General features: G+C 72.1%; 26 protein-coding genes and 1 riboswitch. Of the genes, 10 read left to right on the top strand and 16 right to left on the bottom strand.

Annotated elements, in window-relative coordinates; genetic code table 11:
• Positions 1-6: 6 nt before the first annotated feature.
• From CG719_RS18120 to CG719_RS18085, 8 genes are read right to left on the bottom strand one after another with little or no spacing between them, the layout of a single operon-like run.
• Positions 7-1,998, bottom strand: a complete 1,992-nt coding sequence (locus CG719_RS18120; RefSeq protein WP_100569708.1) for an NADH-quinone oxidoreductase subunit 5 family protein — start codon at positions 1,996-1,998, stop codon at positions 7-9.
• A complete protein-coding gene (nuoK, locus tag CG719_RS18115) occupies positions 1,995-2,399 on the bottom strand; it encodes an NADH-quinone oxidoreductase subunit NuoK (RefSeq protein ID WP_100569707.1) in 405 nt (134 codons plus the stop codon). Before nuoK ends, CG719_RS18120 begins: the two co-directional genes overlap by 4 nt.
• Positions 2,399-3,019 carry an NADH-quinone oxidoreductase subunit J family protein gene (locus CG719_RS18110; RefSeq protein ID WP_100569706.1) on the bottom strand — a complete coding sequence of 207 codons (621 nt, stop codon included), beginning with the start codon at positions 3,017-3,019 and terminating at the stop codon, positions 2,399-2,401. The genes nuoK and CG719_RS18110 overlap by 1 nt, the downstream gene beginning before the upstream one ends.
• A complete protein-coding gene (locus CG719_RS18105) occupies positions 3,016-3,567 on the bottom strand; it encodes a NuoI/complex I 23 kDa subunit family protein (protein WP_100569705.1) in 552 nt (183 codons plus the stop codon). Before CG719_RS18105 ends, CG719_RS18110 begins: the two co-directional genes overlap by 4 nt.
• A 2-nt stretch (positions 3,568-3,569) precedes the next feature.
• Positions 3,570-4,538 (bottom strand): complex I subunit 1/NuoH family protein, encoded by a 969-nt coding sequence (locus CG719_RS18100; protein ID WP_100569704.1) that lies wholly within the window; start codon positions 4,536-4,538, stop codon positions 3,570-3,572.
• Positions 4,535-5,737, bottom strand: a complete 1,203-nt coding sequence (locus CG719_RS18095; protein ID WP_100569703.1) for an NADH-quinone oxidoreductase subunit C — start codon at positions 5,735-5,737, stop codon at positions 4,535-4,537. The genes CG719_RS18100 and CG719_RS18095 overlap by 4 nt, the downstream gene beginning before the upstream one ends.
• Positions 5,734-6,351: an NADH-quinone oxidoreductase subunit B gene (locus CG719_RS18090; RefSeq protein WP_100569702.1), complete on the bottom strand. Its 618-nt coding sequence runs from the start codon at positions 6,349-6,351 to the stop codon at positions 5,734-5,736. The genes CG719_RS18095 and CG719_RS18090 overlap by 4 nt, the downstream gene beginning before the upstream one ends.
• On the bottom strand, positions 6,342-6,749 hold the full coding sequence (locus tag CG719_RS18085; RefSeq protein ID WP_100569701.1) for an NADH-quinone oxidoreductase subunit A: 408 nt from the start codon (positions 6,747-6,749) through the stop codon (positions 6,342-6,344). The genes CG719_RS18090 and CG719_RS18085 overlap by 10 nt, the downstream gene beginning before the upstream one ends.
• 215 nt (positions 6,750-6,964) lie before the next feature.
• On the opposite strand from CG719_RS18085, the gene CG719_RS18080 reads away from it, so the two are divergent.
• From CG719_RS18080 to CG719_RS18060, 5 genes are all read left to right on the top strand, one after another.
• On the top strand, positions 6,965-8,218 hold the full coding sequence (locus CG719_RS18080) for a sensor histidine kinase (protein ID WP_100569700.1): 1,254 nt from the start codon (positions 6,965-6,967) through the stop codon (positions 8,216-8,218).
• 120 nt (positions 8,219-8,338) lie between these two features.
• A complete protein-coding gene (locus CG719_RS18075) occupies positions 8,339-9,706 on the top strand; it encodes a sensor histidine kinase (protein ID WP_100569699.1) in 1,368 nt (455 codons plus the stop codon).
• A 181-nt stretch (positions 9,707-9,887) separates the two neighbouring features.
• Positions 9,888-10,559, top strand: coding sequence for a response regulator transcription factor (locus CG719_RS18070; RefSeq protein ID WP_100569698.1), 672 nt, complete (start codon positions 9,888-9,890; stop codon positions 10,557-10,559).
• 157 nt (positions 10,560-10,716) lie between these two features.
• Positions 10,717-12,645 (top strand): 2-oxoacid:acceptor oxidoreductase subunit alpha, encoded by a 1,929-nt coding sequence (locus CG719_RS18065; protein WP_100569697.1) that lies wholly within the window; start codon positions 10,717-10,719, stop codon positions 12,643-12,645.
• On the top strand, positions 12,638-13,753 hold the full coding sequence (locus CG719_RS18060; protein ID WP_100569696.1) for a 2-oxoacid:ferredoxin oxidoreductase subunit beta: 1,116 nt from the start codon (positions 12,638-12,640) through the stop codon (positions 13,751-13,753). Before CG719_RS18065 ends, CG719_RS18060 begins: the two co-directional genes overlap by 8 nt.
• Before the next feature lie 78 nt (positions 13,754-13,831).
• Here the strand turns inward: CG719_RS18060 and CG719_RS18055 are convergent, their stop codons facing one another.
• Positions 13,832-14,269, bottom strand: a complete 438-nt coding sequence (locus CG719_RS18055) for a winged helix-turn-helix transcriptional regulator (RefSeq protein ID WP_100569695.1) — start codon at positions 14,267-14,269, stop codon at positions 13,832-13,834.
• Positions 14,270-14,360: 91 nt separating this feature from the next.
• Between CG719_RS18055 and CG719_RS18050 the strand changes: the two genes are divergently transcribed.
• The 3 genes from CG719_RS18050 (at position 14,361) to CG719_RS18040 (ending at position 16,898) form a co-directional block, all read left to right on the top strand.
• Entirely contained in the window at positions 14,361-15,215 is an 855-nt protein-coding gene (locus tag CG719_RS18050) for an SDR family oxidoreductase (RefSeq protein WP_100569694.1), read from the top strand.
• Positions 15,216-15,409: 194 nt separating this feature from the next.
• Positions 15,410-16,315: an EamA family transporter RarD gene (rarD, locus tag CG719_RS18045; protein WP_376495499.1), complete on the top strand. Its 906-nt coding sequence runs from the start codon at positions 15,410-15,412 to the stop codon at positions 16,313-16,315.
• Positions 16,316-16,418: 103 nt separating this feature from the next.
• Complete coding sequence (locus CG719_RS18040) at positions 16,419-16,898, top strand: VOC family protein (RefSeq protein ID WP_100569692.1); 480 nt, start codon at positions 16,419-16,421, stop codon at positions 16,896-16,898.
• 9 nt (positions 16,899-16,907) lie between these two features.
• Here CG719_RS18040 and CG719_RS18035 read toward each other — a convergent pair whose 3' ends face one another.
• Entirely contained in the window at positions 16,908-18,266 is a 1,359-nt protein-coding gene (locus tag CG719_RS18035) for a hypothetical protein (RefSeq protein WP_100569691.1), read from the bottom strand.
• Positions 18,267-18,444: 178 nt separating this feature from the next.
• Here CG719_RS18035 and CG719_RS18030 point away from each other — a divergent pair, with 178 nt between their 5' ends.
• Entirely contained in the window at positions 18,445-19,008 is a 564-nt protein-coding gene (locus tag CG719_RS18030; RefSeq protein WP_100569690.1) for a DUF6668 family protein, read from the top strand.
• Here the strand turns inward: CG719_RS18030 and CG719_RS18025 are convergent.
• The 4 genes from CG719_RS18025 to CG719_RS18010 form a co-directional block, all read right to left on the bottom strand.
• A complete protein-coding gene (locus CG719_RS18025) occupies positions 18,998-19,900 on the bottom strand; it encodes an ABC transporter permease (protein ID WP_100569689.1) in 903 nt (300 codons plus the stop codon). The genes CG719_RS18030 and CG719_RS18025 overlap by 11 nt on opposite strands.
• A complete protein-coding gene (locus CG719_RS18020) occupies positions 19,887-20,831 on the bottom strand; it encodes an ABC transporter ATP-binding protein (RefSeq protein ID WP_100569688.1) in 945 nt (314 codons plus the stop codon). Before CG719_RS18020 ends, CG719_RS18025 begins: the two co-directional genes overlap by 14 nt.
• A 34-nt stretch (positions 20,832-20,865) precedes the next feature.
• The gene (locus CG719_RS18015; protein ID WP_100569687.1) at positions 20,866-22,080 is read right to left on the bottom strand and encodes a LolA family protein; all 1,215 of its coding nucleotides are present in this window, start codon (positions 22,078-22,080) and stop codon (positions 20,866-20,868) included.
• 286 nt (positions 22,081-22,366) lie between these two features.
• Positions 22,367-23,377 (bottom strand): polyprenyl synthetase family protein, encoded by a 1,011-nt coding sequence (locus CG719_RS18010; RefSeq protein WP_100569686.1) that lies wholly within the window; start codon positions 23,375-23,377, stop codon positions 22,367-22,369.
• 481 nt (positions 23,378-23,858) lie between these two features.
• A riboswitch (cyclic di-AMP (ydaO/yuaA leader) is annotated at positions 23,859-24,046 on the top strand.
• A 5-nt stretch (positions 24,047-24,051) separates the two neighbouring features.
• On the opposite strand from CG719_RS18010, the gene CG719_RS18005 reads away from it, so the two are divergent.
• Positions 24,052-24,537, top strand: coding sequence for a transglycosylase SLT domain-containing protein (locus tag CG719_RS18005; RefSeq protein WP_100569685.1), 486 nt, complete (start codon positions 24,052-24,054; stop codon positions 24,535-24,537).
• Positions 24,538-24,576: 39 nt separating this feature from the next.
• Here the strand turns inward: CG719_RS18005 and CG719_RS18000 are convergent, their stop codons facing one another.
• Together CG719_RS18000 and CG719_RS17995 are read right to left on the bottom strand one after the other, a co-directional pair.
• Positions 24,577-25,383 (bottom strand): HAD family hydrolase, encoded by an 807-nt coding sequence (locus tag CG719_RS18000; protein WP_401743695.1) that lies wholly within the window; start codon positions 25,381-25,383, stop codon positions 24,577-24,579.
• A 191-nt stretch (positions 25,384-25,574) separates the two neighbouring features.
• Positions 25,575-26,813: a carboxylate--amine ligase gene (locus tag CG719_RS17995; protein ID WP_100569683.1), complete on the bottom strand. Its 1,239-nt coding sequence runs from the start codon at positions 26,811-26,813 to the stop codon at positions 25,575-25,577.
• Between the last annotated feature and the right edge of the window lie 2 nt (positions 26,814-26,815).

Raw genomic sequence — 26,815 nt, 5'->3', positions numbered from 1 at the left:
GCCTGCTCACGCTCCCGTGGCCAGAAGGACGGCGGCGACCGCCAGGACGACGGTGCCGGCGAGCAGCGCGCTCACATAGGTCTGGACATTGCCGGTCTGGGCGCGCCGTACGGCGGCCCCGAGCAGGCGGGGTACGGCTCCGGCGCCGCGTACGTAGGTCTCGACGACCTCCCGGTCGAGGAACCGGACGAGGCTCGCTCCGGCCAGCACCGGGCGGACGAAGAGGGCCGTGTACACGGCGTCGAGGTGGAAGCCGGCGGCCGCGTGCCGGTGCAGCGGTCCGAGCAGCAGCCGTCCGGGGTCGGCTGGGTCGGGCGCGTGGGCGATGTCCCCGTACGCGGGCCGGTGGGTGGCGATGGCCTCGGCCTCGACGAGTCCGGCGTCGCCCTCGGGGTGGGCGGCGACGGCGCCGAGGGGGGTCCGGGCGAGCGCGGTGGTGTGCTGCCAGGCGCCGTAGGTGACGATGCCGCCGACCAGGGCCACGCCGGTGCCGAGGATGGAGGTGACGAGCGTGGGGGTCAGGTCCCGGCCGTCGAACCATCCGGGCAGGAGCCGGAAGGCGAGGCCGCCGAAGGCGAGGGACGGGAGGGCGAGCACCCAGAGCACGGCGTTCATGACGAGGGGCTGCCTGCCGTGGTCGGGGGCCTCGGCGCCCCGGCCGCGGAAGGCCAGCAGCCACAGGCGCATGGCGTAGGCGCCGGTGAGCAGGGCGGTGAGGAGACCGGCCACGAGGACGGTCCAGCCGGCCGCCGCGGGGGCGTGGCCGGTGTGGCCGGTGGCCGCGTGTTCGGCGGCGCCGAGGACGGACTCCTTGGAGAAGAAGCCGCTGAAGGGAGGGATCGCGGCGAGGGCGAGGAGCGCCACGGTCATCGTCCAGTAGGCGTCCGGGACGCGGGCGCGCAGGTTGCTCATGCGGGACATGGCGGCCAGCGAGTTGGTGCCGGACGCGTGGATGATCACGCCGGCCGCGAGGAACAGGAGCGCCTTGAAGGCGCCGTGCGACAGGAGGTGGAAGACGGCCGCGCCGCGGTCGCCGACGGCGAGCGCGCCGGTCATGTAGCCGAGCTGGCCGATCGTCGAGTAGGCGAGAACGCGTTTGATGTCGTCCTGGGCGAGCGCGGCGAGCGCCGAGCCGGCCATCGTCACGGCGGCCATGACGGCGAGGACGACCATCGCGGCCGAGGAGGCCTGGAAGACGGGGAGGAGCCGGGCGACGAAGTAGACACCGGCGGCGACCATCGTCGCGGCGTGGATCAGCGCGGAGACGGGCGTCGGGCCCGCCATGGCGTCGGGGAGCCAGGTGTGCAGCGGGAACTGCGCCGACTTGCCCGCCACGCCGGCGAGGAGCAGCAGGGCGATCAGGGTCGGGTGGTGCAGTCCGCCGCTCGCGACGGCGCCGAGGACCTTGGTGATCCGGAAGGATCCCGCGTCGGTGCCGAGTGCGAACAGGCCGATCAGGAAGGGCACGTCGCCGAGCTTGGTGACCAGGAAGGCCTTGATGGAGGCGGCGCGGGCCTCGGGGGTCTCCCAGTAGTGGCCGACCAGGAAGTAGGAGCAGATGCCCATGACCTCCCAGCCGACCAGCAGCACGATCAGGTCGCCGGAGTAGACGACGAGCAGCATCGCGGAGGTGAACAGGGAGACGAGCGCGGCGTACGAGGGGTAGCGCGGGTCGTCGCGCAGGTAGCCCGTGGAGTAGATCTGCACGCAGGTGGCGACGACGGTGACCAGCACGGCGACGAGCGCGGCGAAGCCGTCGATGTGCAGGGCGAGTTCGATGGGCACCGAGCCGGTGGGGGTGAGCTCGGTGGCTGCGTCGACGGCCCGGCCGCCGCCCTGGTCCGCGGCGACCAGTACGGCCAGGACCAGCGAGGCGAGGGCCGGCAGGACGGCGAGCGGGCGGACGAAGCCGGGCGCGGTGCGGCCGAGCAGCAGGCCGGCCACGGCGCCGAGGAACGGAAGGAGCGGAACGAGGACGGCGAGGGTGGTCGTGGTCACGCGGTGGCCTCAGCCTTCTCAGCGGCCTCTGCGGTCGCGGCGGCGCCGTGGGAGCCGTCGTCGGAGTCGTCGGAGTCGTCGGGGCCCTCGGCGGAGTCGCGGAGCCGGTCGATGTCCGAGGTGCCGCGGTTGCGGTGGACGGCGAGGACGATCGCCAGGCCGATGCCGATCTCGGCGGCGGCGATGGCGATGGTGAACAGGGTCAGGGCCTGCCCGGAGTGCAGGGTCTCGATCGCGGCCCTGCTGAGCCAGACGTCGAAGGCGACCAGGTTGAGGTTGACGGCGTTGAGCATGAGCTCGACGGACATCAGGACCAGGATCGCGTTGCGGCGGGCGAGGACGCCGTACAGGCCGGTGCAGAACAGGAGGGCGGAGAGCACGGCGGGATAGGCGAGGTGCATCAGCGGACACCTTCCTTCGCGCCCGGGTCGCCGTCGGCTCCCGCGGCCGGGGTGGCGGCAGCGGCTTGGGCGGCGGCATCGGCCGCCTTCGCCTTGCGGGACAGGACGATCGCACCGACCAGCGCGGCCAGGAGGAGGACGGAGAGGGCCTCGAAGGGCAGGACCCAGTTCTGGAACAGGCTCTCGCCGGTGACCCTCGTCGATCCGGCGGCGGCGCCGTCCAGGTCGATCCAGGTGGCGCGGAAGGCGTCGACGACCACCCAGACCAGGGCGGCCGCGGCGGCGACGGCCACGGTCAGGGCGGCCCAGCGGTTGCCGGAGTCGGCGTCCGGGGAGCGGCCGATGGGCGCCTTGGTGAGCATCAGGCCGAACAGGAGGAGGACGACGACGGAACCCACGTAGATGAGGACCTGCACCCAGGCGATGAACTCGGCGGTGAGCAGCAGGTACTCCACGGCGAGGCCGCCGAGGGTGACCACCAGCCACAGGGCGGCGTGCACGAGCTGCCGGGTGGTGACGGTGACGAGGGCGGCGCCGAAGGTGACCAGGCCGACGAGGAGGAAGGCGATCTCGACGCCGGTCGGAGAGAGGAAGCCGTGGCTTGCGGCGGCGAGGCTCACGCGTCCCCCTCCCCCGGTTCGGCCTGCGCGGCCGCCAGCTTCTCGGCGGTCTTGCGGGCGGCGGCGATCTCCTTGGGCTCCTCGGCGCCGGGGTCGAGGGCGGGTGGCGCGGGCACGGTCCACATCCACTCGCGCAGCTTGTCGCGCTCGTGGGTGAGGTCGCGGATGTCGGTCTCGGCGTACTCGAACTCCGGGGACCAGAACAGGGCGTCGAAAGGACAGACCTCGATGCAGATACCGCAGTACATGCACAGGGAGAAGTCGATGGCGAAGCGGTCGAGGACGTTGCGGCTGCGTTCGCGGCCACCGGGGGTCGCCGCGGGGACCGTCTCCTTGTGGGAGTCGATGTAGATGCACCAGTCCGGGCACTCGCGGGCGCACAGCATGCAGACGGTGCAGTTCTCCTCGAACAGGCCGATGACGCCGCGGGTGCGCGGCGGGAGATCGGGCTGGACGTCGGGGTACTGCGCGGTGACGGTCTTCTTCGTCATCGTGCGGAGGGTGACGGCCAGGCCCTTGGCCAGGCCGCTGCCGGGGATGGGGGCCATGGCTACTGGATCACCACCTTGACGATGCCGGTGAGGGCGATCTGGGCGAGGGAAAGGGGGACGAGGAGGGTCCAGGAGAACTTCTGGAGCTGGTCCTCGCGCAGCCGCGGGTAGGTGACGCGGAGCCAGATGACCACGAAGGCGAGGACCGCCGTCTTCAGCAGGGTCCAGACCCAGCCGAGGCCGGCGTCGCCCCAGGGGCCGTGCCAGCCGCCCAGGAAGAGGACGGTGGTCAGGCCGCACAGGACGACGATCCCGGCGTACTCGGCGAGCAGGAACAGGGCGAAGCGCAGACCGGTGTACTCGGTGTACGCGCCGAAGATGATCTCCGAGTCGGCGACGGGCATGTCGAACGGCGGGCGTTGCAGTTCGGCGAGGCCCGCGACGAAGAAGACGATCGCGCCGACGATCTGCCAGGGCAGCCACCACCAGTGGAAGGCGTGGACGATGCCGGGCAGGGAGACCGTGCCTGCCGCCATCGCCACGGAGGCGGCGGCGAGCAGCATCGGCAGTTCGTAGGCGAGGAGCTGGGCGGCGGTGCGCAGGCCGCCGAGGAGGGAGAACTTGTTGGCGGAGGCCCAGCCAGCCATGAGCGAGCCGAGGACTCCGACGGCCATGACCGCGAGCACGAAGAAGATGCCCGCGTCGACGACCTGGCCGACGGCGCCCTCGCCGGGGCCGATCGGGATGGCGAGCAGCACGAGGAGGTAGGGCAGCAGGGCCACGGCGGGGGCGAGCTGGAAGACGCGGCGGTCGGCGTCAGCCGGGACCACATCCTCCTTCTGTGCGAACTTCACGCCGTCCGCGACGAGTTGGGCCCAGCCGTGGAAGCCGCCGGCGTACATGGGGCCGAGGCGGCCCTGCATGTGCGCCATCACCTTGTGCTCGGTCTGCCCCACGATCAGGGGGAAGGTCAGGAACACCGCGAAGACGATGACCAGTCGCAGGGCGACGTCGACGGCGTCGTTCACCGCGGGCCTCCTTCCGGTTCGTCGGGCGTGGTGGGGGTTTCAGGCGTGGTGGGGGGTTCAGTCGCGTCGGGGCCGTCGTCCTCGGGGGCCGGTCCCGGTTTCGGTTCGGGTTCGTCGAACGCCGGGCGGGCGTGGTGCCAGGGGGCGTCCGAACCGCGCGGTTCCGTGGACGGCTTGGGAGCCGCCTCCTGCCCGCGCCGGGACGCCGAGCCCTCGCTCGCACTCCGCGCCCGCCGAACCCCCGCGGCCCCGGCCCGCTGCGGCGCCGGCCCGCCGGACGCCGGGCGGCGGTCGCCGTCCTCCCGTGTGTTCTCGGCGGGCGGCTCGGCCTTCGGTGGCGTCGCCCCTGGCGGGGTCGCGGCGCGCTCGGGTGCCGTTCCGGCTTCCGCCGCCGCGGCGGACCCGGGCGCAGCCGTGGGTCCCGTCACCGTCTCGTCGCCGCGAGCCGTCTGGCTTGCCGAGCCCTCGCCGGCGCTGCGCATGCGGCGGGGCCTCGTGGCGGGTGGTGCCGTCTCCGTCTGGCCGGTCGAGCCCTCCGCCGCCGTGCGGGTGCGGCGGACCGGGCGGTCGCCCGCAGCTCGGGCCGCGCCCCGCGCCGGGCGGGACGGGGCCGGCGGGAGCTGGCCCTTCTGGGGGCCCCACTCGTTGGGGTCGGGCACGCCCGGCGGCAGCATCTGGCGGCGCTTGGGGCCACCGTGGGCGGCACCCGCCGCAGGCTCCCCGGGTTCCTTGGCGCCCGGCCAGGCCTTGGCGACGCGGGCCGCGAGGACGAAGTCCTTGCGGAGCGGGTGGCCCTCGAAGGTCTCCGGCAGGAGGAGGTGGTCCAGGCCGGGATGGTCCCGGAAGGAGACGCCGAACATCTCGTGCGTCTCCCGTTCGTGCCAGGCCGCGCCCGCGTAGACGTCCACCGCGGTGGGCAGGACGGGCGCCTCGTGCGCGACCGTCGTACGCACCAGCAGGCGCCGTACCGGGGCGAGGGCGACGACGTGGGCCGAGACGGAAAAGCCCGTGCCCGGCTCGTCGACGGCGCTCAGCCAGTCGAAGTACGTGCAGCCCAGCTCGTCGCGGGCGGTCAGCAGCGCGGAGATCCACGTGTCCGGCGGCACGTCCACCGTCAGGACCTCGTAGGACTCCTCCGCCGTGGCGCCGGTCCCGAAGAGTTCCTCGACGGGTGCGGGCAGCCAGCCGGCCCCACTCATCGCGGGTCCCCCTCGCCGGTGGCCGCGGTGGCCGGCGGCCGTACGAGCCCGCTCTGCAGCGCGGCCGTCGATGGGCGGGCCGCCCCGGTCGCGTACCGCTCCCCCAGCGACTCGCGCGCGATCTTCTCCTGGAGTTTCAGGATCCCCTGGAGCAGCGCCTCGGGGCGCGGCGGGCAGCCGGGGACGTAGACGTCCACCGGGATGATCTGGTCGACGCCCTTGGTGACGGAGTACGAGTCCCAGTAGGGGCCGCCGCAGTTGGAGCAGGCGCCGAAGGAGATGACGTACTTGGGCTCCGGCATCTGCTCGTACAGCCGCTTGACCGCCGGGGCCATCTTGTCCGTGACCGTGCCGGACACCACCATCAGGTCGGCCTGGCGCGGCCCGGGCGCGAACGGGATCACGCCGAGGCGGATGAAGTCGTGCCGGGCCATCGACGCGGCGATGAACTCGATCGCGCAGCAGGCGAGGCCGAAGTTGAAGACCCAGAGCGAGTAGCGCCGGCCCCAGTTCAGGACGACCTTCATCGGCTCCGGGGCGAGCCGGGCGAGCGCGCCCAGCCGCTTCGGCTCCGGCAGCGGCACCGGTTCAGGGGTACGGGGGGTCACGTCCATGCCAGGACGCCCTTCTTGTATGCGTACAGCAGGCCCACGGCCAGGAAGCCGAGGAAGATGAACATCTCCACGAGCGTCGTCGCGCCGTAGCCGGGGGCGGCGAAGACCGTCGCCCAGGGGAACAGGAAGATCGAGTCGACGGCGAAGATCACGTACAGGAACGCGTAGACGTAGTAGCGGACCTGGGTGTGCGCCCAGCCCTCGCCGACGGGGTCGACGCCGCACTCGTACGTCAGCAGTTTCTCCGGGGTGGGGACCACCGGGCGCAGCAGGCGTCCCGCACCGAAGGCGACGGCGACGAACAGCACGCCGACGATGGCGAGCAGTCCGACGACCGAGTAGGACTGGAAGTAGTCCGCCGCGACGACGGCGGTCGACCCCCGCAACGTCTCCCGCACCGTCCGTTCCCTCACTCCCTGGCCCTGTCGGGCCCGTTTCCCCTGCCCCGTGGTGTTCGCCTGTTCGACGATCTGTACGCACGGGAGTCTAGGCCCTGATAAAGGACGGGTAAGCAGCCCGTCACACCGTGGGACGCGGAGGTGGGGTTTTCCCCAGTGGGTGAGGGCGGCCCACCTCATGGCGCCGTCGGCCGCCGCACGGCACGCTGGCCCCTATGACCGCTCGCATTCCCGCCGCCGATCCCGCGGCAGACGGCGCCGAGGACCGGCTGCCGCCCGCCCGTTTCGCCTACGACCTGCCCACCTGGAAGGAGATCACGCATCTGCTGGTGAATCTGCCAGTGTCGCTGTGCGGCTTCGTCTATGTGGTGACGGTGCTGTCGACCGGCAGCGCGCTGACACTCACCGTGATCGGTTTCCCGCTGCTGGCGCTCGGGCTGATGGGCTCGCGGTTGCTGGGCCGGCTGGAGCGGGCTCGGGCGCGTGCGCTGCTCGGGGTGCGGATCGACGAGCCGAGCCCGCTGTCGCAGCACGGCGCGGAGGGACTGGTCGGGCGGATCTGGACGGCGCTGAAGGACCCGGTGGGCTGGCGTTCGTCGCTCTACCACTTCATGCGGATGCCCTGGGGGGTGCTCACCTTCGCGGTGACGATGGTCTCGCTCTTCGTGCTCTGGCCGGTGCTGCCCTTCCTCGCGCGGGGCCTGGCGAACGTGGACCGGGCGATGGTGCGCGGCCTGCTGTCGCCGTCCGACGAGCTGGAGCGGCGGATCGCCGAGCTGGAGTCGGACCGCGGTGTCGTGGTGGACACGGCCGCCGCGGACCTGCGGCGCATCGAGCGGGACCTGCACGACGGGGCGCAGGCCCGGCTGGTCAACCTGGCCATGGGTCTGGGCCTGGCCAAGGAGAAACTGCTGGAAGGCCAGTCGGACGAGCATGTCGCCGCGATGGTCGAGGAGGCGCACGGCGAGGTGAAGCTCGCGCTCCAGGAGCTGCGCGACCTGGCCCGGGGCATTCATCCCGCCGTGCTCACCGACCGGGGCCTGGACGCGGCCCTGTCGGCGGTGGCCTCGCGCTGCACGGTGCCGGTGCAGGTGACGGTCGAGCTGGAGGCGCGTCCGGCCGCGGCCATCGAGGGGATCGCCTACTTCACGGTCTCCGAGCTGCTCCAGAACGTCAGCAAGCACAGCGGGGCACGATCCGCCTCCGTCGACGTCTGGCGGACCGACGACCGGCTGCTGATCCAGGTCGGGGACGACGGCCGCGGCGGCGCCCGGCTGGACGGCGGGACGGGCATGCGCGGTCTGGCCGAGCGGCTGGACGCGGTGGACGGCCTGTTCGTCGTCGAGTCGCCGCCGGGCGGTCCGACGACGGTCACGGCGGAGCTGCCGTGGCGGGACCGCACGGACGGGGCGGACCCGGCCGGGTCCGGCGTGGCCGCCTCCGGCAGGGGCGCCCCCGGCCGGAGGTAGGGAAAACCCCCCGCCCAAGACGCCGACGCGCTCCATGGTCCCGCCGGGCGGGCCCGAGCACCCTGGGAGTACGGCGGGACAGCCGCAGGAGACACGGAACGAGGGGACGGGACGACGCCGATGGCCACCCAGTACCGATCGCAGCACGCCCCGGGGTACGGGCCCTACAGCGCGGGCGGGTTCCACGACGATGGCACCCGCCGGGAACGGCACCTGCTGCCGGCCGGGCTGCGGGCGCCGTTCGAGGCGCGCAGCTGGCGCGAGTTCGGGTACGTGCTGCTGAACCTGCCGATCGGCATCCTGCTGTTCACCTACGCGGTGACGATGGTGTCGCTGGGCGCGGGCCTGCTGGTGACGTTCCTGGGAGTCCCGGTGCTGGCGGCGACGCTCGCCGGCTGCCGCCTGTTCGGCGTGCTGGAGCGGGCGCGGGCGCGCCGGCTGCTCGGTATGGAGGTGGCCGAGCCGCAGCCGCTGCGGGCGGCGAAGCCGGGCGTCCTGGCCTGGACGGGAGCCCTGCTGAAGAGCGGCGCCTCCTGGCGGGCCCTGCTCTACGCGATCCTGCACTTTCCGTGGGCGGTGTTCTCCTTCTCGGTGTCGCTGGTCTTCTGGACGCTGGGCTGGAGCCTGCTGACGTATCCGCTGTGGTTCTGGGTGTTCCCGATGTGGGCCGGTCAGGGCGGGCTCCAGCTCTACGGCGACGGCCGGCACGGCATCTATCTGGACAACCCGTTCGAGATCACGGTGACCGCGCTGGTGGGGCTGCTGTTCACGCTGGCCACGCCGTGGATCGTGCGGGCGCTGACGATGGTGGACCGGGTGCTGGTGCACGGGCTGCTGGGGCCGTCGCGGCTGTCGGCGCGCGTGGTGGAGCTTGAGTCGGACCGTGGGGTCGTGGTGGACACGGCCGCCGCGGACCTGCGGCGCATCGAGCGGGACCTGCACGACGGGGCGCAGGCCCGGCTGGTGGCGCTGGCGATGGACCTGGGGCTGGCCAAGGAGAAGCTGACGGAGGATCCGCAGGCGGCGGCGCGGATGGTGGACGAGGCGCACGGCGAGGTGAAGACCGCGTTGCAGGAGCTGCGGGACCTGGCCCGGGGCATCCATCCCGCCGTGCTCACCGACCGGGGCCTGGACGCGGCCCTGTCGGCGGTGGCCTCGCGCTGCACGGTGCCGGTGCGGGTGGAGGTCGATCTGGACGAGCGGCCGGCGGCGGCCATCGAGGGGATCGCGTACTTCACGGTCTCCGAGCTGCTCCAGAACGTGAGCAAGCACAGCGGGGCGCGGTCCGCCTCGGTGGACGTCTGGCGGGCGGAGGACCAGCTGATGCTCCAGGTCGAGGACGACGGGGTCGGGAACGCGGACGTGTCCAAGGGGTCCGGCCTCGCCGGACTGGCCGAGCGGCTGGACGCGGTGGACGGGATCCTCGTCGTGGACTCGCCGTCCGGGGGCCCCACCCGGGTGACGGCGGAGCTGCCCTGGCGGCGCTGAGCACCCACGAAGTCCTCCGATGACGGCCTGCCGTCGCGTCCACTCCGGTCGCGGCGGCAGGCCGAAACATTTGGTCGCCTCCCTACACTTCCCCTGGCCCGGGCGCGGCGCGTTCCGAATACTGGAATGCTGGACCGTGTCGCACGGAAGGCCGTGGGGCGAGGCTGGGGGGCCGAGGATCATGGAGGACAGGGTGCGGGTGGTCATCGCCGAGGATTCAGTGCTGCTCAGGGAGGGCCTGACCCGGCTGCTGACCGACCGCGGACACGAGGTCGTGGCGGGCGTCGGGGACGCCCAGGCGCTGATCAAGACCATCGCGGAGCTGCACGACCAGCAGGCGCTGCCGGATGTCGTCGTGGCGGACGTGCGGATGCCGCCGACGCACACCGACGAGGGGGTCAGGGCCGCGGTGCAGCTGCGCAAGGCGCACCCCGAGCTGGGCGTGCTCGTGTTCTCGCAGTACGTGGAGGAGCGGTACGCCACCGAGCTGCTGGCAGGCTCCAGCCGTGGGGTCGGCTATCTGCTCAAGGACCGTGTGGCCGAGGTGCGCGAGTTCGTGGACGCGGTGGTCCGGGTGGCCGAGGGCGGTACGGCCCTGGACCCGGAGGTCGTCGCCCAGTTGCTCGGCCGCAGCCGCAAGCAGGACGTGCTGGCCGGGCTCACCCCGCGGGAGCGGGAGGTGCTGGGGCTGATGGCCGAGGGGCGGACGAACTCGGCGATCGCCCGGCAGCTCGTGGTGAGCGACGGCGCGGTCGAGAAGCACGTCAGCAACATCTTCCTCAAGCTCGGACTGTCCCAAAGTGATGGGGATCACCGGCGTGTTCTGGCCGTGCTCACCTATCTGAACTCGTGATCGTCCGACACTGTCTCGAAGTCTGCGAGCCGTCTCATCGGCACGTCCAGCATGCGAACGATGCCAGGAAGGCGACCCTCGCGGTCGTAGGGTTGAAGCCGGGAAGGTCTTCGGGAAGGCCGCTCCCACACAGCAGCCTCGAAGGAGGTCCAGTTCAGTGACCAGCCAGGTCAGCAGTCCAGCGGAGCAGGCCGATGGTGCCGTCGTAGGAGAGCAGCGCAGGGCGGCCGGGACGAAGGACGTCCGCCGCCTGGACCGGGTGATCATCCGGTTCGCCGGTGACTCGGGTGACGGTATGCAGCTCACCGGTGACCGCTTCACCTCGGAGACGGCGACGTTCGGGAACGATCTGTCGACGCTGCCGAACTTCCCGGCCGAGATCCGGGCCCCCGCAGGAACCCTGCCGGGTGTGTCCTCCTTCCAGCTGCACTTCGCCGACCACGACATCCTGACCCCCGGGGACGCGCCGAACGTGCTGGTCGCGATGAACCCGGCCGCGCTGAAGGCCAACGTCGGCGACCTGCCGCGCGGCGCGGAGATCATCGTCAACACCGACGAGTTCACCAAGCGCGCGATGCAGAAGGTCGGCTACGACGCCTCTCCGCTGGAGGACGGCTCGCTGGACGGCTACCACCTGCACCCGGTGCCGCTGACCACCCTGACGGTCGAGGCCCTCAAGGAGTTCGACCTGTCCCGCAAGGAGGCCGAGCGCAGCAAGAACATGTTCGCGCTGGGCCTGCTGAGCTGGATGTACCACCGGCCCACGGAGGGCACGGAGAAGTTCCTGCGGACGAAGTTCGCCCGGAAGCCGGACATCGCGGCGGCGAACATCGCCGCGTTCCGCGCGGGCTGGAACTTCGGTGAGACGACGGAGGACTTCGCGGTCTCCTACGAGGTCGCCCCGGCCTCCAAGGCCTTCCCCGTCGGCACGTACCGCAACATCTCCGGGAACCTGGCCCTGGCGTACGGCCTGGTGGCGGCCTCCCGCCAGGCGGACCTGCCGCTGTACCTGGGCTCCTACCCGATCACCCCGGCCTCGGACATCCTGCACGAGCTGTCCAAGCACAAGAACTTCGGTGTGCGGACCTTCCAGGCCGAGGACGAGATCGCCGGCATCGGCGCCGCCCTCGGGGCCGCCTTCGGCGGGTCCCTCGCGGTGACCACCACCTCCGGCCCCGGCGTGGCGCTCAAGAGCGAGACGATCGGCCTCGCGGTGTCGCTGGAGCTGCCGCTGCTGGTGGTGGACATCCAGCGCGGCGGGCCGTCCACCGGCCTGCCCACCAAGACCGAGCAGGCGGACCTGCTGCAGGCGATGTACGGCCGCAACGGCGAGGCGCCGGTCCCGGTCGTCGCCCCGTGCACCCCGGCGGACTGCTTCGACGCCGCCCTGGAGGCGGCCCGGATCGCGCTGACCTACCGCACCCCGGTCTTCCTGCTCTCCGACGGCTACCTCGCCAACGGCTCCGAACCCTGGCGCATCCCCGAGCCGGACGAACTGCCCGACCTGCGCGTGCAGTTCGCACAGGGCCCCAACCACACCACGGCCGACGGCACCGAGGTGTTCTGGCCCTACAAGCGCGACCCCGAGACCCTGGCCCGCCCGTGGGCGGTCCCGGGCACGCCGGGCCTGGAGCACCGCATCGGCGGCATCGAGAAGCAGGACGGCACCGGCAACATCTCCTACGACCCCGCCAACCACGACTTCATGGTCCGCACCCGGCAGGCCAAGATCGACGGCATCGAGGTCCCGGACGTCGAGGTCGACGACCCGGACGGCGCGCGCACCCTCGTCCTGGGCTGGGGCTCCACCTACGGGCCCATCACGGCGGCGGTGCGCCGGCTGCGCGCGGCCGGGGAGTCCATCGCGCAGGCCCACCTGCGCCATCTCAACCCCTTCCCGAAGAACCTCGGCGCGGTCCTGACGGGCTACGACAAGGTGGTGATCCCCGAGATGAACCTCGGTCAGCTCGCCACCCTGGTCCGGGCGAAGTACCTGGTGGACGCGCACTCGTACAACCAGGTCAACGGCATGCCGTTCAAGGCGGAACAGCTCGCCACGGCTCTCAAGGAGGCCATCGATGGCTGAGACGTCCACGGAAGGCACGGGCACGGCCGAAGCGCTCTCCCTGGTGCCGAAGGCCCAGGCCCGGCAGTCCATGAAGGACTTCAAGTCCGACCAGGAAGTGCGCTGGTGCCCCGGCTGCGGCGACTACGCGATCCTCGCGGCCGTCCAGGGCTTCATGCCGGAACTGGGGCTGGCCAGGGAGAACATCGTCTTCGTCTCCGGCATCGGCTGCTCCTCCCGCTTCCCGTACTACATGAACACCTACGGGATGCACTCCATCCACGGCCGCGCCCCCGCCATCGCCACCGGCCTGGCCACCTCGCGCCGCGACCTGTCGGTGTGGGTCGTCACCGGTGACGGCGACGCGCTGTCCATCGGCGGCAACCACCTCATCCACGCCCTGCGCCGCAACGTCAACCTCAAGATCCTGCTGTTCAACAACCGGATCTACGGCCTGACCAAGGGCCAGTACAGCCCGACGTCCGAGATCGGCAAGATCACCAAGTCGACGCCGATGGGCTCCCTCGACGCGCCCTTCAACCCGGTCTCCCTCGCCATCGGCGCCGAGGCGTCCTTCGTCGCCCGCACCATCGACTCCGACCGCAAGCACCTCACCGAGGTGCTGCGCCAGGCCGCCGCCCACCCGGGCACCGCGCTGATCGAGATCTACCAGAACTGCAACATCTTCAACGACGGCGCCTTCGACGCCCTCAAGGACCGCCAGCAGGCCCAGGAGGCGCTGATCCGCCTGGAGCACGGGCAGCCGATCCGTTTCGGGGCTGGGGGCACCTCCCGCTCGAGCGAAGCCGAGAGTGGGGGAGGCGAGCGCGGCGTGGTCCGGGACGCGCGCACCGGAGACCTGTCCGTCGTGGACGTCACCCCGGCCAACGAGTCCGAGATCCTCGTCCACGACGCGCACGCGGCCTCCCCGACCACGGCGTTCGCGCTGTCCCGGCTGGCCGACCCCGACACCCTCCACCACACCCCGATCGGTGTCTTCCGGTCCGTCGACCGCCCGGTCTACGACACCGCGATGGCCGACCAGCTCGACGCGGCGATCGAGCAGCGAGGCAAGGGCGACCTGGCCGCGCTGCTGGCCGGCGGGGACACCTGGACGGTCGTCGGCTGAGCTGCCCCTTCCGACTGCTCGGACTGCTCAGGCTGTTCCGGCTCACGAGGCCCGGGTCCGCGCGACCCGGGCCTCGCCTCATGCCCGGCGGGCCCCGTCCTGCGCCCGCCGGGCCTCGTCGTACGTCCGCCGGGCCTGCTCGACGTCCGCCATGCGCTCCTGGGTCCACAGCGCGAGCGTCCGTACCTGTTCGGCGGCCTCCCGGCCGAGGCCGGTCAGGGAGTAGTCGACCCGGGGCGGGATCACCGGCTTGGCGTCGCGGTGGACCAGCCCGTCGCGCTCCAGGGTCTTCAGCGTCTGGGTGAGCATCTTCTCGCTGACGCCCGCCCCGCTGACCCGGCCGACGGCGCGACGCAGCTCGCTGAAGCGGTGGGGCCGCTCCAGCAGCTCGATCAGCACGAGGACGCCCCACCGGCTGGTGACGTGCTCCAGGACCAGCCGGTACGGGCACATCGCCGCGTCGGCGACGTCGTCCCTCGCCGCACCTCTCGCATCCACTCCTGCACTTACCGCCATGCCAGTACCTTACTTCAAAGTGGGTACTTTCGAAGAGATAGCGCTTCTCCTAGCGTGGGGGCACAGGCACCCCCACAAGGAGACTTCCGTCATGAGCATCGTCGTCACCGGAGCCACCGGGCACCTCGGCCGCCACGTCGTGGAACAACTGCTGGAGAAGGTTCCGGCCGACCAGGTCGTCGCTGTCGTACGCAGCCCCGAGAAGGCCGCGGACCTCGCCGAGCGCGGCGCGCGGATCGCGGTCGCCGACTACAACGCGCCCGAGACCTTCGAGGGCCTGTTCTCGGCCGGCGACAAGGTCCTGCTGATCTCCGGCAACGAGTTCGACAAGGGCCGGGTCCGGCAGCACCGGGTCGTCATCGACACGGCCCGGGCCGCCGGTGTGGCGCTGCTCGCCTACACCAGCGCCCCCGGCCCCCTGAAGGCCTCCCTCGCCGACGACCACCGCGGCACCGAGGAGGCGCTGCTGGCCTCCGGGGTGCCCTACGTGCTGCTGCGCAACGGCTGGTACCACGAGAACTACACCGAGCAGCTCGCCCCCGTCCTGGAGCACGGCGCCGTCGTGCACGCCGCCGGCAAGGGTCGCATCTCCTCCGCCTCGCGCGCCGAGTACGCGGCCGCCGCCGTCGCCGTCCTGACCGGGGAGGGCCACGAGAACCGGACGTACGAGCTGGGCGGGGACGAGGCGTGGAGCCTCGCCGAGTACGCCGCCGAACTGAGCCGGCAGACCGGCAGGACGATCACGTCCAACCCGGTCACCGTCGAGGAGCTCACGGGCGTCCTGGCCGGCGCGGGGCTGCCCGGGCCGATCGCCGCGATCCTGGCGGGCGTGGACGCCTCCATCGAGAAGGGCGAGCTGGTGGTCACCTCCGGCGACCTGTCCCGTCTGATCGGCCGCCCCACCAGCCCGGTCTCGGAGGCGATCACCGCGGCGCTGGAGGACTGAGCGGCACAGGAGGCACCGTCACCCGCTCGTCATGACCGTTCAGCAAGACGGACATGACAGGCGGGGGCGCGTGGCGCTACCTTCTTTGATGCCCGCCGCACGGTACGCGGCCGGGCGTGAAGGAGGAACCAGTGAGCGAGCAGCCGAGTGGCGAGCGGCGCACAGGACTGCTGAACGGCGTCGCCGCCTACGGGATGTGGGGCCTCGTCCCCATCTTCTGGCCGCTGCTCAAACCCGCCGGGGCGATCGAGATCCTCGCGCACCGCATGGTGTGGTCCCTCGCCTTCGTCGCCGTCGCCCTGCTCGTCGTACGCCGCTGGGCCTGGGCCGGCGAACTGCTGCGCCAGCCGCGCAGGCTGGCCCTCGTCGTGATCGCCGCCGCGGTGATCACCGTCAACTGGGGTGTCTACATCTGGTCCGTCAACAGCGGGCACGTGGTGGAGGCCTCCCTCGGCTACTTCATCAACCCGCTGGTCACCATCGCGATGGGCGTGCTGCTCCTCAAGGAGCGGCTGCGGCCCGTGCAGTGGGCGGCGGTCGGCACCGGCGCGGCCGCCGTCGTCGTGCTCACCATCGGCTACGGCCGCCCGCCCTGGATCTCCCTCTGCCTCGCCTTCTCCTTCGCCACCTACGGCCTGGTGAAGAAGAAGGTCAACCTGGGCGGCATCGAGTCGCTGACCGCCGAGACCGCGGTCCAGTTCCTGCCCGCTCTGGCCTATCTGCTGTGGCTGGGCGCCCACGGCACCTCGACGTTCGCCGCGGAGGGCGCCGGGCACGCCGCCCTGCTCGCCTCCACCGGCATCGTGACCGCGCTGCCGCTGGTCTGCTTCGGCGCGGCGGCGATACGGGTGCCGCTGTCCACGCTCGGCCTGCTCCAGTACATGGCCCCGGTCTTCCAGTTCCTGCTCGGCGTCGCCTACTTCCACGAGTCCATGCCGGCCGAGCGCTGGGCCGGCTTCGCCCTGGTCTGGCTGGCCCTGACCATGCTGACCTGGGACGGCCTGCGCACGGCCCGGCGGGCGGCGCGGGACAGGGCCCGGCTCGCCGCCTCCAGGACCGCGCCGACGGCGACGTCTACGGCAGATCCGGTGGACGCGTAGCCGCTGCCGCGGCTGCCGGCCGAGGAACGGGATCGCATTCCATCTCGCCCTCGAATCCGGTGAGTTCCAGCGCCCGGACGGGCCCGCGCATATAACTGGTCGCATGACTCGGACACCCACGGACGACGCGCCCGCCCCGCTGCACTGGAAGCTCGTCATCGACGCCACCGACCCGCACGCGCAGGCCGACTTCTGGGCCGCCGCGCTGCACTACGAGGTGGAGGACAACAGCGCACTGGTCGAACGGCTGGTGGAGCTCGGGGCGCTGCCGGGCGGGGCCACCGTCGAGTTCCACGGCCGCCCGGCCTTCCGGGACCTGATCGGCGTACGGCACCCCGACGACCCGTACGACAAGGAACGCGGCACCGGTCTGGGGAGGCGGCTGCTGTTCCAGCGGGTGCCGGAGACCAAGGCCGGAAAGAACCGGCTCCACCTCGACCTGCACCCCGGCGAGGACCGGCGCACGGACGAGGTGGAACGGCTGACGGAGCTCGGCGCTCGCGTGCTGCGGCACGTCCGGGAGCCCGCCGGGGAGTGGGTGGTCATGGAGGATCCGGAGGGCAACGTCTTCTGCGTGGCGTAGGACGCCGGATCAGCCGGTGGACGGCCGGGGCGCGGTGCGGGCCCGTTCGGCCAGGCGGCCCATGCGGGCGCGGGCGGACTCCAGTTGTTCGATGTCGTCGGCGGCGGGGCCGTCCTCGGCGGTGAGTTCGGTCCACAGGCCGATCAGGTCGCGGCCGAGCCGCAGGCCCTGCTCGGGGTCGCGTACCGCGCGCCAGGCGGCGCTCGCGCTCTGCACGTCGCCGTAGGCCGCCTCCGTGTCCCCGGCGTGGTGGCGGATGCGGGCGAGGCCGAGGGAGATGCCGAAGGAGCGGAGCGGGTCGCCCGCCAGGTAGGCGATGTAGGCGGTGAGTTCGCGCAGCCGCAGCACCTCGGGGTGCTCCGGGCCGAGCGTGCCGGACGCCTCCGCGACGGTGCGTCCGGCCAGGGCCGCCGCCTCCTCGATCCGGCCCTCCTTCACGGCCTCGTTGACCCGCGCCAGGGGTTCGGCGAGCAGGACGACGCCCGCCTCACCGGCCGCGGTCCTGGGATCCTCCCCGAGCACCGCCTCGGCCACGGCGTCGAACCCGCGGGCGGGGGTGGGGGTGGGCCCAGGGTCGTCCGGACGAGACTCGGCCGGGTCGGGTTCAGCCGGGTCGGGTTCAGCCGGGTCGGGTTCAGCCGGGTCGGGTTCAGCCGGGTCGGGTTCGGCCGGGTCCGGGGCCGGGTGCTGGTGCTGGCGGCAAGGCGCGGGTGCCCCGGGGGCGGCGGGGGCAAGGGCTTGATCGACAGGCACCGAAGCCCCACCGACGGGCGCAGGCGCGCCGAGGGCGGCGGGGGCCGCCTCGGCGGGTGCCGGAGCCCCGTCGGCGGGCGTGGGCGGTTCCGGTTGTGCGTTCTCGTCGGCCGGGGGCGCGTCCATCACCGGGGGTGGGCCGAACACCCCCGTGGGGACGGCGGCCGTACCGAAGGGCGTGTCACCCGCCGGTTCGTGCAAGGCCCGCAGCACGAACGTGGGTGCCGCGGGTGACTCGGGCACCGCCCGCGGCGGGAGAGCGGGCGCACTCTCACCGGGCGCGTCGGCCGGCGGGTCCGGCGGTGCCGTGTGCTGGGGTTCCGCCGTGAACGTGCTGGAGCCGTCGGGGTGGACCTGGAGGTGAACGACGTAGCCGATGCGCTCGTCGGTGACCGTGGCGAGGACGGCGTGGCCGCGGGCGAGGGCGATGCGGTGGAGGTGGCTCAGGACGGCCCGCTGGATCTCCTCGCCGGGAGCCGGACGGACCGGTACACCGCCTACCGAGGCCCCGGGGCCGTCCGCCGGCACATGGACGGCGACCGGCGTCGCCACGGGAGCCGCCGGCCGCACGGCGCGCTCGTGTTCCCGCTTCTTCCCGCGGCTCAGTCGAGACATCGGTTCCCTCACTCGGATGAGTGCCATCCGGTCGTTCGCTTACGTTCGAGTCTCTCCGCCCGCCCGCCCTGCCCGCGTCACCGCGACGTCACAGACTCGCACCAGGAACCGCACTCCTGTGACGCGGGTAACGTTCCGCGGGCGACGATCGTCGGAACGACACGGAAGAGGGACGGGCATGCGGCCAGGCGTGCGACAGGGGCCGGAGATCTGGATTCGCGGACCGGTGACCGACGCCCCCGCCGAGCCCGGCGGGTGGGAGGGCGGGCCCGAGCGGCCCGTCGGCCGGCCCGTCACGCTCCGCCGCTTCTCCTGGCTGGCCACCCATGGCGGCGCGGGCACGACCACGCTCGCGGCGGTCTACGGCGGTCACGACTGCGGACGCGCCTGGCCGGGGCCGGGGGAACCGGAGTCGGTGCTGCTGGTCGCCAGGACCCACGCGGCCGGACTGGACGCCGTCGTCCGGGCCCTGGAGGTCTTCCGCAGGGGCGAGGCACCCGCCGGGCTCGACCTGGACGCCGTGGTGCTCGTCGCCGACGCGCCGGGACGGCTGCCGCGACGGCTCGCCCAGCGGGTGAAGCCGATCGAGTCCGTGATCGATGTCTACCGCGTCCCGTGGGTGGAGGCCTGGCGGCTGGGCGACCTGGGCGGAGCGCCGCCGCGCGAGAGCGAGCCGCTGGCCCGGCTCACCGGGGCGGGAACCGCGCGGGCGGGGACCGTGGGGGCGGCGGCTACGCCGTGATGTCCTTCGCCGTGAACCGCGCCCAGGCCGCCGAGCCGAACACCGCCGCGTACAGGGCCTGCAACTCCAGGTTCTTCACCAGGCCGTCCCAGTAGACCGGCTCGCGCATGAGGTCGGCGAAGGACAGCCAGTAGTGCGGGAAGAGGTACGGCTGGATCGCGTGCAGCTGGGGTATCTGGTCGAGGATCTGAACGGTGATCAGCAGGCCCACGGTCGTGGCCATCGCCGCGATCCCGCTGTTGGTCAGCGTCGACACGAAGAGCCCGAGGGCGGCCAGCCCGACCAGGGACGCGGCGACGACGAGGGCGATCAGCAGGGCCCGGGCCAGTCCGTCGGCGAAGCTGATCCGCGTGCCGGAGATGGTCGTCAGATCGCCGAGCGGGAACAGCAGCGCGCCCACGAGGAGCGCCGAGACGGCGACCACCAGGGTGGCGACCAGGCAGAAGGTCATCGTGGTGGCGTACTTGGCGAGGAGCAGGCGGGTGCGGCCGGCGGGGGCGACCAGCAGATAGCGCAGCGTGCCCGCGTTCGCCTCCCCGGCGACGGCGTCACCCGCGATCACGCCCACGGCCATCGGCAGGAAGAACGGCAGGGTGGCGGCCAGTGCGGTGAAGACCAGGAACAGTCCGTTGTTGGTGACCTGTGCGATGAACGCGGGCCCCTCGCCGCCCCCACCGCCACCGCCGACGGACCTGCCGTCCCTCGTCTCGATCCTGACGGCCACCCCGACCAGGACCGGCACCCCGGCCAGCACGCCCAGCAGCGCGAGGGTGCGCCAGCGCCGGAAGGTGGTCACCAGCTCGCTGCGCAGCAGCCCGAAGGTCCACAGCGGACCGGAGGTGCGGACGGCCGTGTCCGCGGCCCGTTCCGGTGAGACCTCAGCCCGCGACATCGAAGCCCTCCCCTGTGAGGGCGACGAACGCGTCCTCCAGCGAGGCCCGTTCGACGCCGAAGCCGCGTACGCGCACGCCCGCCGTCACCAGCGCGGCGTTCACGTCGGCGAGGTCCCGCTCCGGCGGGTCGCCGGTCACCCGGTCCTCGCCCACGGTGATGCCGGCGACGCCCTGTTCCTTCAGCACCCGGGCCGCCTCCCCCGTGTCGGGCGTGGTCACCGCCAGCCGGCCGCGTGCTCCGGCGGCCAGTTCCGCCACGGCGCCCTGGGTGATCAGCCGGCCCTGTGCCATGACCGCCGCGTGGGTGCACACCTGCTCGATCTCGTCCAGCAGATGGGAGGAGAGGAAGACGGTCGTGCCGTCGGAGGCCAACTCCCGGACCAGCGAGCGGATCTCGCGCATGCCCTGCGGGTCGAGGCCGTTGGTCGGCTCGTCCAGGACGAGCAGTCTGCGCGGCTGGAGCAGCGCGGCGGCCAGCCCCAGGCGCTGTTTCATGCCCAGGGAGTAGGCCTTGGCCTTCTTGCCCGCCGCGGCCGTCAGGCCCACCCGGTCCAGGGCGGCCGCGACCCGGGCGCGCCGGGTGCGGGGGTCGGCGGCCCGGTCGGCCGCGTCGTAGCGCAGCAGGTTGTCCCGGCCGGAGAGGAAGCCGTACAGGGCGGGGCCCTCGATGAGGGCGCCGACCTGCGGGAGCACGGTGCGCGAGGACCGGGGCATGGGGCGCCCCAGTACCCGCGCCGTGCCGGAGGTGGGCTCGATGAGCCCCATCAGCATGCGAATGGTAGTGGTCTTGCCGGAGCCGTTGGGGCCGAGGAAGCCGAAGACGCTGCCCGCCGGGACGGTCAGGTCGAGACCGTCGACGGCGAGCTGTCCGCCGCGGTAGCGCTTGGTGAGCCCGCGCGTGTGGATGACGCCGTCATCCGCTTCGTCCATCGGCTCCCTCGATCCCTCGTCCCCCGGCGCGTGCTCACTTCCCGGCGCCGGCCGCCTTCACCAGCGTGTCCTTGGTGACCGCGCCGACGTACACCTTGCCGTTGTCCGTGATCAGCGCGTTGACCAGGCGGGTGGAGAAGACCGTGCCCTTGCCGAACGTGCCGCTGACCTGGTCGCCGAGCGAGTCGAGGAAGCCGCCGAGCTCACCCTTGCCGGCGGACGACGGGATGCCGCCCTTGGTGCCGGTGTCGAACACGGCGATGGAGTTCCAGCCCTTGCCGATGATCTCCGGACCCTTCTCGGCCAGGCCCTTCTCCTGGGTGCCGGGCTCGTGGAACTGCCGGCCCGGGCCGGCCTTCCGCTCGGCGCCCTGCCCGGCGTGGGTCGCGGCGTCCTTCTCCTCGGTGACCTTCGCACCCTTGGGCGGGGTGAAGTCGAAGGTCGAGGCGGCGGGCCTGGCGAAGTCGATCCGGGTGAAGCCCGCGTCCACCACGGCGGCGCCGCCGCTCGCCGGGGTGAGCGTGAACTTCAGCGGCAGCCCGGTCTTGGCGTCCACCGCGATGCTGATCGCGCCGACCGTGGTGCCGGAGGCGTGCTTCGGCTCGATGACCAGCCTGTAGGCGTCGCGTCCGGCGACCTGCGCGGTGCCGTCGACCTTCACCGAGGTGGTGTCGTCGACCGACTTCAGGGCCTCGTCGGCGAAGTCCTTGGGCGTGGCGGGGACCTCGTCCCGGTGCTTCCTGCCGCTGTCGGCGGCCGTGCCGTGGAAGACCTCGTTCGACTTGCTGTCGTAGCCCCAGACGTCCTTGCCGTTGTGGATGAGGCTGTACTCGGCGGCGCTCTCGATCAGGGAGACCTTCTGCCGGTCCTCGCCGTCGGCGGCGACGCGCAGGGTGTGGGTGCCGGACGCCAGCTCGGGCAGCTTTGACGCCGGGTCGGCCGACGAACCGTCACCGCCCCCCATGGCGCCGGAGGCCAGGCCGCTCTCCAGGCCGCCGAGGTTCGGCAGACCGAGATCGGTGCTGATCTTGACCGTGCCGGACAGCTGCTCGACGTCCGACTTGGCGATTTTCTCTATGAGTTGCTGTGCGGTGATCTTCGGCAGGTCGGGGTCGCCGGACGCGGCGAGTGCCGGGACGAGCCCGATGGTCGCCGCGGCCACCCCCACCACCGTGACCGGGACGACGTAGCGCGCGGCCTTGCGGCGCCCCGCGCGCAGGTCGTCGGCTTCGGATCCGTTCGGTGCCATGTGTGCCCTACCTCCGTCATCGGCGGCGGCTGTCCTGCTGCGCTCGGGTATCACCCTCAGCCGCCATTCTCACCCAGATCGGTGAGGAGTGGTGTGGTCCGTAGTGTCCATCTGACCAAATCGGCCGGGCGGAAGCGTCAGACCCCGGAGCCAACTCCGTGTACGCCTGCGGTATGACACACAAAGGGCGACGCCTCCCCCACCCCGTAGGGGTAGGCCTGGAGAGCGCCGCTCGGAAGGGGCCGCCCGGCGGGTCGTCCGGGCAGGTCGCGGTACCGGACGGGCGTCAGCCGGCCCGGTGCACCACCGCGTCGCACATCTGCAGCAGCGCGGCCTTCGCCTCGCACTCCCGCAGCGGCGCCAGCGCGGCCCGCGCCTCCTTGGCGTAGCGCACGGTGTCCCGGCGGGCCTGCTCCAGCGCCGGGTGCGCGCGCAGCGCCGCCAGCGCCTCCGCGTGCCGCGCGTCGTCGGTCAGGTCGGAGTCCAGCAGCTCGCACAGCGCGATGTCCTCGGGCAGCCCCAGCCGGGCCGCGCGCTCGCGCAGCCTCAGCACCGGCAGCGTGGCGATGCCCTCGCGCAGATCGGTGCCGGGGGTCTTGCCCGACTCGTGCGAGTCGGAGGCGATGTCCAGGACGTCGTCCGCGAGCTGGAAGGCGACGCCCAGCCGCTCGCCGTACTGCGTCAGCACGTCCACGACGGTCTCGTCGGCGCCGGACATCATCGCGCCGAACCGGCACGACACCGCCACCAGCGACCCGGTCTTGCCGCCCAGCACGTCCAGGTAGTGGTCGACCGGGTCCCGGCCGTCCTGCGGCCCCGCCGTCTCCAGGATCTGACCGGTGACCAGCCGTTCGAACGCCAAGGCCTGCACCCGCACGGCCTCCGGGCCGAGGTCGGCGAGGATCTGCGAGGCCCGGGCGAACAGGAAGTCGCCGGTCAGGACCGCGACCGAGTTGCCCCAGCGGGTGTTGGCGCTGGCCACCCCGCGGCGCACGGCGGCCTCGTCCATCACGTCGTCGTGGTACAGCGTGGCCAGATGGGTCAGCTCCACCACCACGGCCGACGGCACGACCCCCGGCGCGTACGGGTCACCGAACTGGGACGCGAGCATCACGAGCAGCGGCCGGAACCGCTTCCCGCCCGCCCTGACGAGGTGCTGCGCGGCCCCCGTGATGAACGGGACCTCGCTCTTGGTGGCTTCGAGCAGCCCTTCCTCGACAGCCGCCAATCCGGCCTGGACATCGGCTTCGAGAGCCTGGTCCCGCACGCTCAGCCCGAATGGCCCGACGACGGTCACGAGGGGTCTCCTGTCTGCTGGTGTCTGCTGGGATTTACACGGTTTGTCGATAGGTCGCTGCCCTCACTCAAGTCAGCGTATCCGGTCACGTTTCGATCACCGATATCGCCCACCTATACGGGCCAGGCCACATCACCCGACGTGACCACCGTCACGCGTCGGCCACATGGCCCATCCACACTCACACCCGAAGTCCGATTCACCCCTATTGGGGTTTCAATTCTCTTTAGTGGTAATTGCCCTTCGGGCATCCAAACCGTGAGTTGGGTCACTCCGTCCCCCTTCGCGCCATCTCGCGCACTCCTTCACATTCCCTTTACGGCCAACGGAGTTGACCCGTGGCGGACGCAAAGGATCAAGCACCACATACGCCCCGACCAAGGTCAAATAGGACGATGTGTGATTCCGCCACTTGTTCGGGACATGTGCCCTCGCATACGTTCCCGGCCATCGGGCGGACGCCGAATCCTGCCACCGCCCGTAATCCCAACGACCGAATGAACCACGGCAGGAGCGGGGGACCCAGGTAAGCCGCCGGACCGGACTCGTACGTCCTACGTCGTACACAGCGCCGGAACGGCTCGGGGTGAAGCCGTGCCCTTCGGGGCGCGGCCGGGCACCTCCCCGCCCGAACCCGACAGCTCACCTCGCAGGCGACGGAGAGGAATTCCCCCATGCCTGCAAACGGTCAGCGCCGCTCTTCCCGCACCGCCCGCCTCGTCCGCACCCTCGCCGTCACCAGCACGGGCGCAGCCGTCCTCGCCGTGCCGCTGCTCGGCGCGACGACCGCGTCCGCGGCGACCCCGGCCAGGGTCCACACGGCCTCGAGCTTCGGCTACCCGAACAACCTCGACGGCTGGATCCGGGCCTCCCTGGCGGTCATGGCGCAGAAGGGCATCCCGGGCTCCTACAACGGGATCCACCGCAACATCATCCGCGAGTCCTCCGGCAACCCGCGCGCCATCAACCTCTGGGACTCCAACGCCAAGAAGGGCATACCCTCCAAGGGCCTGCTCCAGGTCATCGACCCGACCTTCCGGGCCTACCACGTGAACGGGACGTCCTGGGACATCTACGACCCGATCGCCAACATCACGGCCGCCTGCAACTACGCGGCCAAGCGGTACGGCACCATCGACAACGTTCACGGCGCCTACTGACCGGACCACGGCCGGCCCACACCGGCTGGTGCCCCGGCACTAGACAAACAGTCGTTCGAGGACGACGGCGATGCCGTCGTCCTCGTTCGACGTCGTGACCTCGTCGGCCACCGCCTTCAGCTCGGGGTGGGCGTTGGCCATGGCGACCCCCCGGGCGGCCCACTGGAACATAGGGATGTCGTTGGGCATGTCGCCGAAGGCGAGGGCGCGCTCGCGGCCGAGGCCCAGGTGTTCGGCGGCGAGTGCCAGTCCGGTCGCCTTGGTGATGCCGCACGGCTGGAGCTCCACGGTCCCGGGGCCCGACATGGTGACCGTGGCGAGGGACCCCACTACACCGCGGGCCGCCGCCGCCAGCTCGTCGTCGGACAGCACCGGGTGACGCAGCAGCACCTTGCTGATGGGCGCGTGCCACAGCTCGTCGCGCCGTTCGACCCGTACGGCGGGCAGCGCCGGGTGCGGCATGCGATACCCCGGCTCGATGAGCGTGAGCCCCTCGGTCCCGTCCTGGTCGACCGCGGCGTACACCTCCCCCACCTCGGCCTCGATCTTGCCGAGCGCGGTCTCGGCCAGCTCCCGGTCCAGGGTGACCGACCACAGCAGACGGTCGCCGCCGGCGTCGTAGAGCTGGGCGCCCTGACCGCACACCGCGAGCCCCTTGGTGCCGAGGACGCCGAGCAGTTCCCGCACCCTCGGCGCCGGCCGTCCGGTCACCACGAGGTGCCGGGCACCGGCGGCCGCCGCCCTCGCGAGCGCGGCGAGGGACCGTTCGGACACGGTGTCGTCGCCGCGCAGCAGCGTTCCGTCCAGGTCGGTGGCGATGAGGGTGTATGCGAGGGCGGCCATGATCAGAGAATACGGATGTCACGACCCGCCGACTCGACCGGAGCCGGACGACTGCGCTCCGAGCCGTCGTTCCCCCCAACTGCGCTGCGAGTGAAAGCCCTTGGGTGCCGCGCGAGAGGGTGCTCAACCGTGCGCCACCGCGAGGTGGCCGGCCGGCCGCGGAACGGGCCGCCCGCATACCGTCGTTGACTGCCTCAACCGGTCGTGCCACCCCGGCGGTTGGTCCGCCACAGCTGATAGAGGTGCCGGGCACCCGGCCGCACGAAGCGCGCGAGCATCGTCACGAACGGCAGCGGATCGTCACCCGCGAGCCAGGCCAGCTCCGTACCGCTCGCCCTCGCCGGCGCGTGCGGTGTGGTGTAGCCGCTGCGGCGGTAGGCGAGGAGGGCGGGCAGGTCGATGTTCTCCACGACGTAGCGGTGGCCGGTGCGCTGCTCGCCCTCCGGGACGGGGCGCCCGGTCAGGTCGAGGTGCATGGCACGGACGACGTCCACACCCGAATCGCTCTCGAAGAGCCGGAACTGCGCGCCCATGCGCGGATTGAAGTCGAGGAGCTTGTACTGCCCGTCGCGCCGGTCGAAACGCAGGTCGAGGTCGACGATGCCGGTGAAGCCGATCTGCTTGATGAACCGGGCGGCGAGGTCGGCGAGTTCCGGGTTGTCGACGACGTACGCGTTCGCCGTCATGCCCGCGTGCGGCGGCCAGGAGCGGACCTTGACGCCGGTGAACATCGCGAGCGGGGTCGAGCTCCGGTCGAAGTAGGCGTGCACGATCCAGTCCTCGGCCTCCTCCCGCGGCAGGTACTCCTGGAGGATCACGCCGGGCCGCTCGCCCCAGTCGCGGGCCAGGGCCAGCAGGCCCTCCCGGCTGTTGATCCTGGTGGTGCCGTTCACCGCGGGGCTGCTGCGCCGCACGAACGCCTCGCGGTTCTTGGCCACCACCGGGAAGCGGGTCTTCTCGGCGAACGCCACGATGTCCTCGTACGACTCCGGGAACGCGGCCCTGGGGCTCGGGATGCCGTGTTCCACGCACAGTTCGTGCAGGCCCTGCTTGCTGGCCAGGCGACGCGGCAGGCCGGCGGCGACGGGCGGGAAGAGGAAGGGGCCCTTGAGTTCCTCCTGGTGCTCGGCGATCAGGACCGCCGCCTCCTCGTCGGTGGGCACCAGGACGGCGGGCCGGCCGATGCGGCGGCCGATCCGCAGCAGACCCTCCACCAGACGGTCCGCGCCCTCCGTGCCCCTGGTCGGCCAGACGAACGCGCGTTTGAGATAACGGGAGGACGCCGCCGGCGTGTAGGCGTCCTCGGTGATCGCGTACATGGGCACACCCAGACGGCCCAGGCTGCGGATCGCGCCCACCCCGCCGTGGTGCAGCGGGTAGTCGCCGAACTTCACGATCAGGCCCGGCACCTCGCGGTCGGCCCGGAAAGGCACAC

This window comes from Streptomyces sp. CB01373, assembly GCF_002803075.1.
GTDB lineage: Bacteria > Actinomycetota > Actinomycetes > Streptomycetales > Streptomycetaceae > Streptomyces.
Note: the sequence above shows the minus strand (reverse complement) of the source record. Positions and strands in the feature narration are given on the sequence as shown.

What these genes read in the sequence shown, in the direction of transcription:
- nuoK (WP_100569707.1), bottom strand. Translation starts at nt 2,399, where the DNA reads ATGCACCTCGCCTATCCCGCCGTGCTCTCCGCCCTCCTGTTCTGCACC.
- CG719_RS18105 (WP_100569705.1), bottom strand. Translation starts at nt 3,567, where the DNA reads ATGGCCCCCATCCCCGGCAGCGGCCTGGCCAAGGGCCTGGCCGTCACC.
- CG719_RS18095 (WP_100569703.1), bottom strand. Translation starts at nt 5,737, where the DNA reads ATGAGTGGGGCCGGCTGGCTGCCCGCACCCGTCGAGGAACTCTTCGGG.
- CG719_RS18090 (WP_100569702.1), bottom strand. Translation starts at nt 6,351, where the DNA reads ATGGACGTGACCCCCCGTACCCCTGAACCGGTGCCGCTGCCGGAGCCG.
- CG719_RS18080 (WP_100569700.1), top strand. Translation starts at nt 6,965, where the DNA reads ATGACCGCTCGCATTCCCGCCGCCGATCCCGCGGCAGACGGCGCCGAG.
- CG719_RS18075 (WP_100569699.1), top strand. Translation starts at nt 8,339, where the DNA reads ATGGCCACCCAGTACCGATCGCAGCACGCCCCGGGGTACGGGCCCTAC.
- CG719_RS18070 (WP_100569698.1), top strand. Translation starts at nt 9,888, where the DNA reads ATGGAGGACAGGGTGCGGGTGGTCATCGCCGAGGATTCAGTGCTGCTC.
- CG719_RS18060 (WP_100569696.1), top strand. Translation starts at nt 12,638, where the DNA reads ATGGCTGAGACGTCCACGGAAGGCACGGGCACGGCCGAAGCGCTCTCC.
- CG719_RS18055 (WP_100569695.1), bottom strand. Translation starts at nt 14,269, where the DNA reads ATGGCGGTAAGTGCAGGAGTGGATGCGAGAGGTGCGGCGAGGGACGAC.
- CG719_RS18050 (WP_100569694.1), top strand. Translation starts at nt 14,361, where the DNA reads ATGAGCATCGTCGTCACCGGAGCCACCGGGCACCTCGGCCGCCACGTC.
- rarD (WP_376495499.1), top strand. Translation starts at nt 15,410, where the DNA reads ATGTGGGGCCTCGTCCCCATCTTCTGGCCGCTGCTCAAACCCGCCGGG.
- CG719_RS18040 (WP_100569692.1), top strand. Translation starts at nt 16,419, where the DNA reads ATGACTCGGACACCCACGGACGACGCGCCCGCCCCGCTGCACTGGAAG.
- CG719_RS18035 (WP_100569691.1), bottom strand. Translation starts at nt 18,266, where the DNA reads ATGTCTCGACTGAGCCGCGGGAAGAAGCGGGAACACGAGCGCGCCGTG.
- CG719_RS18030 (WP_100569690.1), top strand. Translation starts at nt 18,445, where the DNA reads ATGCGGCCAGGCGTGCGACAGGGGCCGGAGATCTGGATTCGCGGACCG.
- CG719_RS18025 (WP_100569689.1), bottom strand. Translation starts at nt 19,900, where the DNA reads ATGTCGCGGGCTGAGGTCTCACCGGAACGGGCCGCGGACACGGCCGTC.
- CG719_RS18020 (WP_100569688.1), bottom strand. Translation starts at nt 20,831, where the DNA reads ATGGACGAAGCGGATGACGGCGTCATCCACACGCGCGGGCTCACCAAG.
- CG719_RS18015 (WP_100569687.1), bottom strand. Translation starts at nt 22,080, where the DNA reads ATGGCACCGAACGGATCCGAAGCCGACGACCTGCGCGCGGGGCGCCGC.
- CG719_RS18005 (WP_100569685.1), top strand. Translation starts at nt 24,052, where the DNA reads ATGCCTGCAAACGGTCAGCGCCGCTCTTCCCGCACCGCCCGCCTCGTC.